The organism is Rhodophyticola sp. CCM32, assembly GCF_004751985.1.
In the GTDB taxonomy this organism is placed as follows: Bacteria; Pseudomonadota; Alphaproteobacteria; order Rhodobacterales; family Rhodobacteraceae; genus Rhodophyticola.
On the sequence record NZ_CP038492.1, the window covers coordinates 3414669 to 3427419 of the forward strand.

A 12751-nucleotide genomic window follows, 5' to 3' on the forward strand; every position below is an offset into this window, starting at 1 on the left:
GGAAAAGACTGCGCTATGGTTGAGATTGACGAAATGGATCAGCGGCTGCTGCGCCTGCTTCAACGCAACGGGCGGATGACCAATGCAGAGCTGTCCGATGTGGTCCATCTCTCTCCCTCGGCCTGTCATCGCCGGGTGCAGCGGCTGGAGCAGGCCGGGGTGATCCGTGATTATGTGGCACTGGTCGATGCCCGGGCCGTGGGGCGTGTGACAACCGTGTTTGTAGAGATCGGGCTGAGCGGGCAGGCCGATGAACTGCTTGGCGCGTTCGAGGCCGCCGTCGCCCGTGTGCCTGATGTTCTGGAATGCCATCTGATGGCGGGCAGCGCCGATTACCTGCTGAAGGTCGTGGCCCGCGACAGCGAGGATTTCGCCCGCATCCATAGGCAGCATCTGGCAAGCCTGCCCGGTGTCGCGCGGATGCAATCAAGTTTCGGGTTGAAAACGGTGGTTCAGACCACGGCGCTGCCGGTTTGACCCAGAAGGGCCAGCAACAGGTAAAGCGCGCCCATCCCGGTGATAATCGCCCAGATCGCATTTCTGGTCAGATAGCCGACGGCCAGCGCCACGGCGGCGGCACCAAGCCGGGCCGGGTCAGGCTGCCCGCCGGTTGCCTGCGGCCACAGGACCAGCGGGGTGATCAGCGCGGGCAGGATTGCCACCGCCGTATAACGCAGATGGCGCAGCAGCCAGGGCGGCATGTCTCGGTCGCCGATGATCCCCAGAAAGGAAAACCGGATCAGAAAGGTGCCCAGACCCAGCACCCCGATAATCAGCCAGATATGCCCGGCGGAATAAGTCATCTTTTTGTCTCCATCCGCCGTTCAACCTCAGCCCCGACCATCATCGCGATGATGGCTGCGAAGATGATGCCAAGATTATAGGGCATGCTTGCGAAAAGCAGCGCCATCACCACCGAGGTAAAAGCCGCCACCACATGCGGCACCGTGCGCAGGGCCGGGCCGACCAGCGCCAGAAACGCAATCGGCACGGCGAAATCCAATGCGAAACCGGGCGGGATCACGGTGCCCAGATGGGCGCCCAGAAAGGTGGAGAGAATCCAGAGCGGCGCAATCGGCGTCACCGCCCCGAAATAATACGCGATTTTTTGCCCCAGGGGGCGTTCGGGCCGCAGGTCATATTCCTGAATGGACAGCGCATAATTCTGGTCGAAATTCAGATAGGAGACCAAAGCCCGCTGCCAAAGCGGTGCCTGGCCCAGATAGGGCGCCAGCGAGGCGGAATACATCGCCATCCGCAGGTTGACCGCCAGGGCCGAGATGATGATGACGATGGTCGGGCTGTTTTCGGTCATCATATGCAGCGCGGTGAATTGCGCCGCCCCGGCAATCACCAGAACCGTGAACCCCATCACCTCGATCAGGTTCAGCCCCGCATCGGTGCCCGCGACGCCAAAAACCAACCCGAACGGGGCCACCACCAGAATAAAGGGCAGCCCGGCGCGCAGGCCTTGCCAATAAGCGCTTTTGGTGCTGGCAGCGGACATGAGGGGCCTTTAGGGTTGGATCACCAAGGCCATATCGTCCGCCCACAGGAGATGCAATTGAGCGTTCGTGATGAGAGATATCAAGATTATTTGGTCGCCCCCGAGCCTGCGCGTGCGGGCCTGTCGCGGCGGGTGACGGGGTATGACGAAAACGGCCAGCCGGTAGAGGTTTCCGTGGTCGAGGAACGCCCGCTGACGATTTATCTGAACGCCCGCGAGATCGTCACCGCGATGACCATCGGCGATTATCCAGAATATCTGGCGCTTGGGTTTCTGGCCAATCAGGGCATGCTTGCGCCCGGCGATGATGTCACCGCAGTGGACTATGACGAGGAACTTGCGGTGGTGGTGGTCCGCACCGCCGTTGAAACCGATCACGAGGCCAAGCTGCAAAAGAAGACCCGCACCAGCGGCTGTGCTGTCGGCACGGTTTTCGGTGACATGATGGCGGGGCTTGACGGGATGACCCTGCCACCGGCCACCCTGCGCACCAGCTGGCTTTATGCTTTGTCGCATAAGATCAACCGGACCCCGTCGCTGTATCTTGAGGCCGGGGCGATCCATGGCACGGTTCTGTGTCAGGGCCCCCGCCCTCTGGTCTATATGGAGGATGTGGGCCGCCATAACGCGGTTGACAAAATTGCCGGATGGATGCGCGCCGGGGGCGTGAACCCCGAGGATAAAATCCTGTATACCACCGGGCGGCTGACCTCGGAGATGGTGATCAAAACGGCGCTGATGGGCATTCCCATCCTTGCCTCGCGGTCCGGCTTTACGGCCTGGGGGGTCGAGATTGCCAATCAGACCGGCCTGACCCTGATCGGGCGCCTGAAAGGCAAGCGTTTCACCTGTCTCGCCGGGGAAGACCGGCTGATCCGTGATGCCGATCAGGGCCGTATTCCCGATGAGGACAGGAAACACCGGCGCAAAGGGGCCGGCACATGACTGTCCCCGGTGTTATCCTCGCCGGGGGTCTTGCCCGGCGCATGGGCGGTGGTGACAAGGGCCGCCTGATGCTGGGCGGCCAAAGCCTGCTGTCCCATGTGATCACGCGCCTGCGCCCGCAGGTTGGCGATCTGGCGCTGAACGCCAATGGCGACCCGGCGCGGTTTGCCGATCTGGGCCTGCCGGTTCTGGCCGATGGGGTTGCGGATTTTCCCGGCCCGCTGGCCGGTGTGCTGGCCGGTCTCGACTGGGCCGCGCTATCCGGGGCCAGCCATATTGTCACTGCCGCTGCCGATACGCCGTTCTTTCCCGCCGATCTGGTCTCTCGCCTGAGTGATGCGGCGGATGCTGCGGGGGTGCAGATCGCCCTTGCCGCCACCCCCGGCCCGCAAAAACCGCTGCGCCATCCGACCTTCGGCCTTTGGCCCGTCGCCCTGCGCGATGATCTGCGCGCAGCCCTGGCCACTGGTTTGCGCAAGGTCGTTTTGTGGACAGATGCCCATGGCGCCGCCACCGCGCTGTTCCCCGCCACCCCGTTTGATCCGTTTTTCAACGTCAACACGCCCGAAGATCTGGCCCGGGCCGAAAGGATGGCATCATGATGATCTGGGGTATCACCGGCTGGAAGAACACCGGCAAAACCGGGCTGATGGAACGCTTGGTGGCCGCATTCACGGCGCGGGGGCTGACCGTCTCTACCGTCAAACATGCCCATCACAGTTTCGATGTCGATCAGCCGGGAAAGGACAGCTTTCGCCACCGGGATGCGGGCGCCTGTGAGGTCCTGCTCAGCTCCGGCACACGCTGGGCTCTGATGGCCGAGTTGCGCGGAGCAGAGGAGCCGTCACTGGACACGCTGCTCAACAAACTTTCCCCGGTCGATCTGGTTCTGGTCGAAGGGTTCAAGCGCAGCCCCCATCCCAAGATCGAGACCCACCGCGCCGCCGCCGCGCAGCCGCTTCTGGCCCCGGGGGACCGGACAATCCGTGCCGTGGCCAGCGACAGCACCCCCGATCTGGCCTGCCCGGTTTTCGATCTGAATGACACCACAGCCATCGCCGGTTTCATAAGTGCAGAGCTGGCCCTGTGAACGGGTTTGACACCATCATCGTGGTCGACTGGTCTGCCCGATCCGCGCCATCGCCCGCAAAACCCGCCAGGGATGCGATCTTCATCGCCACCTCCCGCGGCCCGGATACCGAGCCGGAGATCACCTATCACCGCACCCGTGACGCCGCCACCACCGCCCTGATCACGCTGTTGCAGGCCGAATGCGCTGCCGGTCGCCGCAGCCTTGCCGGGTTCGATTTTCCCTTCGGCTATCCAAGCGGCTTTGCCCGCGCGGTGACCGGCAGCGATGATCCCCTGATCCTCTGGCAGGCGCTTGCGGATCATATCAAGGATGCGCCCGACAACCGCAACAACCGGTTTGCCGTGGCCACGGAGCTTAACAATCTGTTCCCAGGTCTTGGGCCGTTCTGGGGCTGCCCCCCGGCCCATGCCAACCCCGATCTGCCTGCGCGTGGCAGCCTGCGCCACGGCCATGGGCAGGCGGAACGCCGCGAGGTTGAACGCCGCTTGCCGCGCGCGCAGCCTTGCTGGAAACTGTTCACAACCGGCTCTGTCGGCTCTCAGGTTCTGCTTGGCCTGCCGCGCCTGCAACAGCTTCGCCGGCATTTTGGCGCAGCGCTTTCGGTCAGCCCGTTCCAGCCACCCGATACCCCCATCGTGCTGGCCGAGATTTACCCCTCCCTCCTTGCCAGTCAGGTCAAGGCGGCGCGGCGGGAAAATGAAATCCTTGATGCGGCTCAGGTGCGTGTGCTGGCCACGGCCCTGCATCGCCTGCCCCCTGCCGCTCTTGCCCACATGCTGACCGAAGGCGATGCGGAAGAAGGCTGGATTCTGGGCCTTGGCCATGAAGAGGTTTTGGACGCAGGCCCTGACCTGATCCCGCCGCCGCTCCAAAACGATTGTTTCGCCCTGCCGCCGGGCGTTGACTGGACGCCGGTGCCCACGGCACTTTCCCGCCTTCGCGCCACCCTGCGCCCGGTTGTCGGTCAGGAAATTGTGCCGCTGGCCCGGGCCAACACCCGGCGCCTTGCCACGGAGTTACACGCCAAACGCGCCAACCCGCCACGGCCGAATTCCGCGGTTGACGGGTTCGGCTTTGCCCATGCGGCCACGGGCAGTGGCCCGCAGGTTCTGCGCCTCGCGCAGGGCCGGGCCGCCGCAGGCATCCCGTTCAAAGGCACCCTGCCGAAGGGTCAGGCGCTGCGCATCTTGACCGGGGCCAGTCTGCCGGATGGCGTGGACACCGTGGTGCTGGAGGAAGACTGCACCATCACTGACACCGCCATTGCCTTCCACGGCCCCGTCAAACCGGGCAGCAACACCCGCAAAGCGGGCGAAGATGTGGCCGAGGGTCAGCAGCTTGTGCCGAAATCACACCGCCTGCGCCCGCCCGATCTGGCCCTTCTTGCGGCCACCGGCCATGCCAGTATCCCGGTTTTCCAGCGCCTGAAGGTTGCGGTGATCTCTACCGGCGATGAACTTCGCGAGGCCGGAGACCGGGCCACCGCCGATCAGATTTACGATGCCAATCGCCCGATGCTGGCCGGTCTTTTGCAGGCCTGGGGGCATGAGGTGATCGACCTGGGGCGCCTGCCGGATGATCCCGCCCGTATTCGCGCCGCCCTGACCGAAGGCGCGCAGGCCGATGCGATCCTGACCTCCGGCGGGGCCTCCTCCGGCGATGAGGATCACATCTCAAAACTGCTCGGCAGCGAAGGACAATTGAGCAGCTGGCGCATCGCGTTGAAACCGGGCCGCCCGCTGGCGCTGGCCATGTGGCAGGGCACGCCGGTTTTCGGCCTGCCCGGAAACCCGGTCGCCGCCCTTGTCTGCACGCTGATCTTCGCCCGCCCGGCCCTTGACCTCATGGCGGGTGGCGGCTGGACGGACCCGCTTCGCCTGCGGCTTCCGGCGGGTTTCACAAAATCCAAAAAACCCGGACGCGCCGAATATCTGCGCGCGCGTCTCACACCGGACGGTCAGGTTGAAACATTCAAATCGGAAGGCTCGGGCCGCATTTCGGGGCTAAGCTGGGCCGAAGGTCTGGTGGAACTTCCCCCCGAGGCGATGACCATCACCCCCGGCACCCCGGTCACCTATCTGCCCTATGCCGGTTTTGGCCTATGACGCCCCCGGCTTCTCTGCTTTTCAAATATCCTCGCCGAAGGCATCCGGCCTCTCGACTACAGCTTTTCGGGTTTAACCTGAAACGGATCCCATCGAAAATCGTGTTCGGACCGAAGGCGGGCACCAGCGGTTTTCTCTTCCGATCAAAGGCAGGCCGCGTTGAGGCGGAATTCCCGGGAATTCCGTGTGGAAAACTGGAGTTTTCCACCCGCGCGCTGCATCTGCCAAACGGCGTTGCAGGTTAAATGATTGATGTTATAGGCTGACCCTCAATCAAATGTCCCGGTCACCCGACCCAGAAGCATGAAGGCCCGTGCTGTCCGGCTTTCTGCCAGCCGCGAAATCTCTTCGTCGGACGCGCCTTTCTCGAATTCCAGAAACGTGTGATCGAACTGGCGCAGGAAATGATGCACCGCATCGCGGAATACCGGGTCCTGCTTCATCCGTCCGGCAGCCAGCGCCAGAGAGGACCGGTCATGGATACCGCCCAAAGGCGCAACCGCGCGCCCCCGTTCCCCGGCTGCAAATTTCCGCCAGATTTCCGGCCGCGCCCGGTCGGGCCGCAAATCATCCATGTAAATCCCGTCCTGGGACAGCAGGGTCAGCACATCCTGGCTGGCGCGCACCAGCCGCTCGGTGGAGCGATCCTCCAAAGCCCGGCGCAGGGTGCGGAACCCCTCCTTGTCATGTTCATTTTCAGGGAAGTTCAGCGCCCTGACGAAATCGGCCACGGAAATCGGCGCTTTCAGTGCTTCGGCGGGGGTCCCCAGACCAAGGCTGGCCTGATGTTCATCCGCCGGGGCGGGGGCCACTGCGGCCCGGTCCTCTGACACCACCCCCTGGGCGCGCATCGAGGTGAAGGTCGCCAGTTTCACATCGGTGGACCGTTGGGCGGCGGCAATCTCTTCCAGCTTGCGCACCATATCGGGTTTGATGTCCGGGCTGACCCGTTGCTGATCAACCACATAGGCCGCGCGCATCGCGTCGATGGAGCTTTGCAGCCGCCGCGCCTCATCGCGCATCACCCGTGCGGTCCGCGCGGCCGAGGCCGCCACCCAGATCAGGGCGATCGGCATCAGGATCGCCAGAAATGTCATCGCCAGGGTCACCCCGCCACCCGCCGACCCGGGTGCGCCGCTGATCCCGAAATAGAACAGGGCCACGGCCCCCAGCCAGATCACCGTCAGGATCAGGGCAATCACCTCGATCCCGGTGATCTGCGGGTCGGAAGGCTCCTGCGCGTAAACGCCAAGCTCCAGCGGGACGGGCTCTTTCGGGTCAGACATCGTCAGGTGGTCCTGCTCAGGGACAATCGGAGTACGGCGTTCAGATAACGGGAGGTCAGATATACGCGATTTTCACGATCTCATATGCCTTGCTGCCGCCCGGTGTATTGACCTCGACACTGTCACCTTCATCCTTGCCGATCAAGGCGCGGGCCAGCGGCGATTTGATATTCAGAAGGCCGTTTTCGATATCCGCCTCGGCCTCGCCCACGATCTTGTAGGTCTTCTCTTCCTCGGTATCCTCATCAACCAGATCGACCGTCGCGCCGAACTTCACCGCGCCTGACAGGGTGGCCGGGTCGATCACCTGCGCCAGGCCCAGCATGCCTTCAAGCTCTTTGACGCGCCCTTCGATGAAAGACTGTTTTTCGCGGGCGGAATGATATTCTGCATTCTCTGACAAATCGCCATGTTCACGCGCCTCGGCAATCGCCTTGATGATTGCAGGGCGTTCCACGGATCTCAGATTTTTCAGCTCCGCGTCGAGGGCTTTATAGCCATCGGGCGTCATCGGGATTTTTTCCATCTCTCGGGTCACATCTATACGGGGAAGAACGGGTTCGAAACACAGAGGTTAGGGCCTGTGCGCGATGTGTTCAACGGGTTTTACATCTGTATTCAGACGTTGCTGGTTTCTTCGGTCTCATCCAGTGGCGCAGGCGGGATCGGGCTGCCGTCCACGCCACAGGCGGCGAGGAATGTCAGAAGTGCCAGGGGCATCAGAAAACGGATCATGTCAGTCTCTCTTTCCAGCGCGCGATCTGCGCGCGAACCTGTACCGGCGCGGTGCCGCCATAGGATATGCGCGAGGCGACCGAATTATGGACACCCAGAACCTCGTACACAGCCTTGGTGATCCGGCTCTCAACGGTGTGCATCTGCGCAAGCGTCAGATCCGGCAGGTCACAGCCCGCGTCTTCGGCCAGCTTCACCAATGCGCCGGTCACATGATGGGCGTCACGAAACGGCATGTCGAGTGTCCGCACCAGCCAATCGGCCAGATCGGTCGCGGTGGAGAAACCGGAGGAGGCCGCCGCCTCAAGACTGTCGCGATTGGCGGTCATGTCGCCCACCATCCCGGTCATCGCGGCCAGCGCCAGCATCAGGGTATCGGCGGCATCGAACACCTGTTCCTTGTCTTCCTGCATGTCCTTGGAATAGGTCAGCGGCAGGCCCTTCATCACCGTCAGCAGCGCGATATTCGCCCCCAGAATGCGGCCGATCTTGGCCCGTATCAGCTCAGCCGCATCCGGGTTCTTCTTCTGCGGCATGATCGAGGACCCGGTTGAGAACCGGTCGCTAATTGTCACAAAGCGGAACTGGGCCGAGGACCAGATCACCAGCTCTTCGGCAAAGCGCGACAGATGCATGGCGCAGATGGTCGCGGAACTCAGGAATTCCAGCGCGAAATCCCGGTCGCTGACCGCATCAAGGGAATTCGCCGCAGGCCGGTCGAACCCCAGCGCTTTTGCCGTCATATCCCGGTCAATCGGAAAGGATGTGCCCGCCAGGGCGGCGGCGCCAAGGGGGCTTTCATTCATCCGCGCCCTTGCATCCTGAAAGCGCGACAGATCGCGGCCGAACATCTCCACATAGGCCAGCATGTGATGGCCCCAGGTCACCGGTTGGGCCGTCTGCAAATGGGTGAAGCCGGGCATCACCCAATCGGCCCCGGCCTCGGCCTGACCCAACAGCGCCTGCATCAGCGCCTGCAACCCGGTCATGGCTGCATCCATCTGGTCGCGCACCCAGAGTTTGAAATCCGTTGCCACCTGATCGTTGCGCGAGCGTGCGGTGTGCAGCCGACCGGCCGCATCGCCGATGATGTCGCGCAGCCGGGCCTCGACATTCATGTGAATGTCTTCCAGCGCGGTGGAAAACGCGAATTCGCCTGTTTCAATCTCTGACAAGACCGTGAGCAGCCCTTCCCGGATCGCCTCAATATCCGTAACGTTGACGATACCTTGTTGGGCCAACATTGCCGCATGGGCGCGGGAGCCAGCGATATCCTGCCTTGCCATTCGCCTGTCGAACCCGATCGAGGCATTGATCGCCTCCATGATCGCGTCCGGCCCGGCGGCAAAGCGCCCGCCCCACATTGCGTTCGATTTTGTGTTCGTCATGTCAGAGACCTTTAGGAAGGACCAAAGAATGATCCGTGCCGCAATATGGACCGTGCTCTACATGGCCTTGGCCCCTGGTGCAAACGCCCAAGACCTCGACGATCTTCGGGTGGGCGATATGCGCGGGCTGGTCTTTCATTCCGCCCCCCGGCCGGTTTCCGACACGCCCTTTGTCGATATGGACGATGTGGAACAGCGGCTGTCAGACCTTCAGGGGCGCTATATCCTGTTGAATTTCTGGGCGACATGGTGCGCGCCCTGCCGGCATGAAATGCCCTATCTCAACACGCTTCAGCAGGAATTGGGGGGTGAGAATTTTCAGGTCGTGACACTGGCCACGGGCCGCAATCCGCTGCCTGCGCTGCGCCGGTTTTTCGAGGAGGAAGGGATTGACGCCCTGCCGCTATACCGCGATCCGGGGCAGGAGATTGCCCGTGAAATGGGGGTTTTCGGCCTGCCGGTCACGGTGATCCTGAACCCCGGGGGTCAGGAAATCGCCCGGTTGCAGGGCGATGCGGATTGGGCAGATGAGGCCGCGTTTGCCCTGCTGCGCGCGCTGATCTCCGGCGCAAACTGAAAGGGCACAGCTTGAGGCCGGGAAAACGCCCGTTTTCCTTTTGGATTTCTCGAGAAATCCGGTGCTCTGAACCGGAAAACTTCAGTTTTCCACAAGGATTTCCCGGGAAATCCTCTATCGTGCCAGGGTGGCCACGCGCGCATGGGCGGGGCAGCCCACCAGATGGTCATTGACCAGCCCCATCGCCTGCATCGCCGCATAGACAATGGTCGGCCCGCAAAACCGGAAACCGGCCTTTTTCAGATCTTTCGATACCTGTGTACTCAGCGGGGTATAGCCAGGCACATCCGCCAGTGTTTTCCAGGAATTCTGTATCGGCCTGCCGCCCACATAGCCCCACAGGAATTGATCAAACCCCTGTTCCTGCTCGATCCTCTGCCAGGCGCGCGCATTGCCGATGGTCGCTTCGATCTTGCCCCTGTGCCGCACGATCCCGGGATTGCCCAGAAGGCGGTCCACCTCGGCCGGTCCCCAGTCTGCGATCACATGGGGGTCGAACCCTTCAAACGCGGCCCGGAACGCGTCGCGCTTCTTCAGAATGGTGATCCAGCTCAACCCGGCCTGAAACCCATCCAGGATCAGCTTTTCCCAAAGCGCCCGGCTGTCATATTCCGGGACGCCCCATTCGTCGTCGTGATAGGCGACATAAACCGGGTCTTCCCCGCACCAGCCGCAGCGCTCTGACATGCCGATTTCTCCCTTTGCGACAAATTGGAACAAAATAGGAATATTCATCCCTTCTTAAAGCTTTGCACCGCAACACTGCAAGCACCACCACTGGAGGGGCCCATGCCGCGGCAACAGCAGAAATTTCACGACACTGAGGCCGCAAGCAGCCCGCTGGACATGGCCATTGTCGAACGGGACCGGGGCACCATCGCCATGGTCAGACATGCACTGGCGGCGGGCAATGTGGCACTGGCCTATCAACCGGTCATTTCCTGCGGGCGCGGCAACCCCGTTGCCTATTACGAAGGGTTGATGCGCCTGTTTGACGATACCGGCCGGGTGATCCCTGCGGCGGATTTCATGGGCGCTGTCGAAGATCACGAACTGGGCCGTCAGATTGATTGCGCAGCGCTGTCAATCGGGCTGAATGCGTTGAAGGCGCACCCGTCTTTACGGCTGGCAATCAACATGTCCGCGCGGTCTATCGGCGTGCCTGCCTGGATGAACATGATCAGAAAATGCACCCATCTGCATCCGGAAATCAGCGAACGGCTGATCCTTGAGATCACCGAAACCTCTGCCATGCAGGTGCCCGAGATCGTCGCGATCTTCATGGAGGAGATGCAGGACAAGGGCATCACCTTTGCGCTGGATGATTTCGGCGCCGGTCAGACCTCGTTCCGCCATCTCAAGGATTTCTGCTTCGATATCCTCAAGATCGACGGTCAGTTTGCCCGCAATGTGCATGATGATCCTGACAATCAGGTGCTGACCGAGGCGTTGCTGTCCATCGCGCGTCATTTCGACATGCTGGCCGTGGCCGAGGCGGTTGAAACCGCACAGGATGCGCAATGGCTGACCCATGCGGGGCTTGATTGCCTGCAAGGGTATTATTTCGCCGCCCCCAGCCTGACACCGCCCTGGAAGGCGGCTGGTGAAAGATCCATGCAATCCGGTTGACCGGCGACGGCTTTACCAGATCAGGCTCTCCTCCTTGTGTTCATGCAGGCCCCGGCTGAGACACCGTGTCAGTTGTCGGCGCGGCACCAACCGCCTATCACCATCCTGAAACTGCCTGCCTCTGCGACAGATCAATCTGAAAAGGATGTTCCTCATGACCAATGTCGTCATTGCCTCCGCTGCCCGTACCCCTGTCGGCAGCTTCCTTGGCTCTTTCGCCAACACCCCCGCCCATGATCTGGGCCGCGCGGTGCTGGAGGAACTGGTGGCCCGTGCAGGTGTCGACAAGGCCGATGTGTCCGAGACGATTCTGGGTCAGGTCCTGACGGCGGCGCAGGGTCAGAACCCCGCCCGTCAGGCCCATGTGAATGCGGGCCTGCCGCAGGAAAGCGCCGCCTGGGGCATCAATCAGGTCTGCGGCTCGGGCCTGCGCGCGGTTGCCCTTGGTGCCCAGCATATCATGCTTGGGGATGCCGCGATTGTTGCCGCAGGCGGGCAGGAAAACATGTCGATGTCCCCCCATGCGGCGGCGTTGCGTCAGGGTCAGAAAATGGGTGATATGAAATATATCGACACGATGATCCGCGACGGGCTGTGGGATGCGTTCAACGGCTACCACATGGGCCAGACCGCCGAAAACGTTGCCGAGAAATGGCAGATCAGCCGCGACCAGCAGGATGAGTTTGCCGTGGCCAGCCAGAACAAGGCGGAAGTCGCGCAGAAGGCCGGCAAGTTCGAGGATGAGATTGTCGGCTACACCATCTCCACCCGCAAAGGGGATATCGTTGTCGATAAGGATGAATATATCCGCCATGGCGCGACGATGGAGGCGATGCAGAAACTGCGCCCCGCCTTCGCCAAGGATGGCAGCGTGACCGCCGCCAATGCCTCGGGCCTGAATGACGGCGCTGCCGGTGCCCTGCTGATGTCCGCCGATGAGGCGGAAAACCGCGGAATTGAACCGCTGGCCCGTATTGCAAGCTATGCCACTGCGGGTCTTGACCCCTCGATCATGGGGGTCGGCCCGATCTATGCCAGCCGCAAGGCGCTGGACAAGGCCGGGTGGAAGGTTGAGGATCTGGACCTGGTCGAAGCCAATGAAGCCTTCGCGGCGCAGGCCTGTGCCGTCAACAAGGACATGGGCTGGGACCCGGCGATTGTGAATGTGAATGGCGGCGCGATTGCCATCGGCCACCCGATCGGCGCTTCGGGCGCGCGCGTTCTCAACACGCTTCTGTTCGAGATGAAGCGCCGTGACGCCAAGAAAGGCCTCGCCACGCTGTGCATCGGTGGCGGCATGGGCGTCGCCATGTGCCTTGAGCGCCCGTAACCCGACAGCATCCCGGGCCCGTATGAGGAGGACAAAAAGGCGCTGACCCGCCGTTTTGTCCAGCCGGAAACCCGGGCTATGGCAAACATCCGCGACAGAGGTGACGAAACATTCTTTCGTCAGGACGTTTTTGGGTGTAACGATATGACCAGGGGA

At 62.2% G+C, this 12751-nt stretch carries 14 protein-coding genes; 8 read left to right on the top strand and 6 right to left on the bottom strand.

Annotated features, from left to right (window positions below; all coding sequences use genetic code 11):
• Nucleotides 1-15 precede the first annotated feature (15 nt).
• Complete coding sequence (locus tag E2K80_RS16665; RefSeq protein ID WP_135376021.1) at nt 16-477, top strand: Lrp/AsnC family transcriptional regulator; 462 nt, start codon at nt 16-18, stop codon at nt 475-477.
• On the opposite strand, the gene E2K80_RS16670 is transcribed toward E2K80_RS16665, so the two are convergent.
• Together E2K80_RS16670 and E2K80_RS16675 are read right to left on the bottom strand one after the other, a co-directional pair.
• Nucleotides 453-803: an AzlD domain-containing protein gene (locus tag E2K80_RS16670; protein ID WP_135376022.1), complete on the bottom strand. Its 351-nt coding sequence runs from the start codon at nt 801-803 to the stop codon at nt 453-455. The two genes, E2K80_RS16665 and E2K80_RS16670, sit on opposite strands and share 25 nt — an antisense overlap.
• On the bottom strand, nt 800-1507 hold the full coding sequence (locus tag E2K80_RS16675; protein WP_135376023.1) for an AzlC family ABC transporter permease: 708 nt from the start codon (nt 1505-1507) through the stop codon (nt 800-802). Before E2K80_RS16675 ends, E2K80_RS16670 begins: the two co-directional genes overlap by 4 nt.
• Before the next feature lie 51 nt (nt 1508-1558).
• On the opposite strand from E2K80_RS16675, the gene E2K80_RS16680 reads away from it, so the two are divergent.
• From E2K80_RS16680 to E2K80_RS16695, 4 genes are read left to right on the top strand one after another with little or no spacing between them, the layout of a single operon-like run.
• A complete protein-coding gene (locus tag E2K80_RS16680) occupies nt 1559-2452 on the top strand; it encodes a formate dehydrogenase accessory sulfurtransferase FdhD (protein ID WP_135376024.1) in 894 nt (297 codons plus the stop codon).
• Complete coding sequence (gene mobA, locus E2K80_RS16685; protein ID WP_135376025.1) at nt 2449-3054, top strand: molybdenum cofactor guanylyltransferase MobA; 606 nt, start codon at nt 2449-2451, stop codon at nt 3052-3054. Before E2K80_RS16680 ends, mobA begins: the two co-directional genes overlap by 4 nt.
• Nucleotides 3051-3542, top strand: a complete 492-nt coding sequence (mobB, locus tag E2K80_RS16690; RefSeq protein WP_135376026.1) for a molybdopterin-guanine dinucleotide biosynthesis protein B — start codon at nt 3051-3053, stop codon at nt 3540-3542. The genes mobA and mobB overlap by 4 nt, the downstream gene beginning before the upstream one ends.
• Nucleotides 3539-5650 carry a molybdopterin-binding protein gene (locus tag E2K80_RS16695; protein ID WP_135376027.1) on the top strand — a complete coding sequence of 704 codons (2112 nt, stop codon included), beginning with the start codon at nt 3539-3541 and terminating at the stop codon, nt 5648-5650. Before mobB ends, E2K80_RS16695 begins: the two co-directional genes overlap by 4 nt.
• A gap of 269 nt (nt 5651-5919) precedes the next feature.
• On the opposite strand, the gene E2K80_RS16700 is transcribed toward E2K80_RS16695, so the two are convergent.
• From E2K80_RS16700 to argH, 3 genes are all read right to left on the bottom strand, one after another.
• Nucleotides 5920-6936: a hypothetical protein gene (locus tag E2K80_RS16700; RefSeq protein WP_135376028.1), complete on the bottom strand. Its 1017-nt coding sequence runs from the start codon at nt 6934-6936 to the stop codon at nt 5920-5922.
• Between the two features lie 55 nt (nt 6937-6991).
• Nucleotides 6992-7462 carry a transcription elongation factor GreA gene (gene greA / locus E2K80_RS16705; RefSeq protein ID WP_135376029.1) on the bottom strand — a complete coding sequence of 157 codons (471 nt, stop codon included), beginning with the start codon at nt 7460-7462 and terminating at the stop codon, nt 6992-6994.
• Between the two features lie 205 nt (nt 7463-7667).
• Nucleotides 7668-9059, bottom strand: coding sequence for an argininosuccinate lyase (argH, locus tag E2K80_RS16710; protein WP_135376030.1), 1392 nt, complete (start codon nt 9057-9059; stop codon nt 7668-7670).
• Between the two features lie 28 nt (nt 9060-9087).
• On the opposite strand from argH, the gene E2K80_RS16715 reads away from it, so the two are divergent.
• Entirely contained in the window at nt 9088-9636 is a 549-nt protein-coding gene (locus E2K80_RS16715; protein ID WP_238475571.1) for a TlpA family protein disulfide reductase, read from the top strand.
• A gap of 114 nt (nt 9637-9750) precedes the next feature.
• Here E2K80_RS16715 and E2K80_RS16720 read toward each other — a convergent pair whose 3' ends face one another.
• On the bottom strand, nt 9751-10323 hold the full coding sequence (locus E2K80_RS16720; protein ID WP_135376032.1) for a DNA-3-methyladenine glycosylase I: 573 nt from the start codon (nt 10321-10323) through the stop codon (nt 9751-9753).
• 102 nt (nt 10324-10425) lie between these two features.
• Between E2K80_RS16720 and E2K80_RS16725 the strand changes: the two genes are divergently transcribed.
• Entirely contained in the window at nt 10426-11265 is an 840-nt protein-coding gene (locus E2K80_RS16725) for an EAL domain-containing protein (RefSeq protein ID WP_135376033.1), read from the top strand.
• 154 nt (nt 11266-11419) lie between these two features.
• Nucleotides 11420-12595: an acetyl-CoA C-acetyltransferase gene (locus tag E2K80_RS16730; RefSeq protein ID WP_135376034.1), complete on the top strand. Its 1176-nt coding sequence runs from the start codon at nt 11420-11422 to the stop codon at nt 12593-12595.
• Nucleotides 12596-12751: the final 156 nt, after the last annotated feature.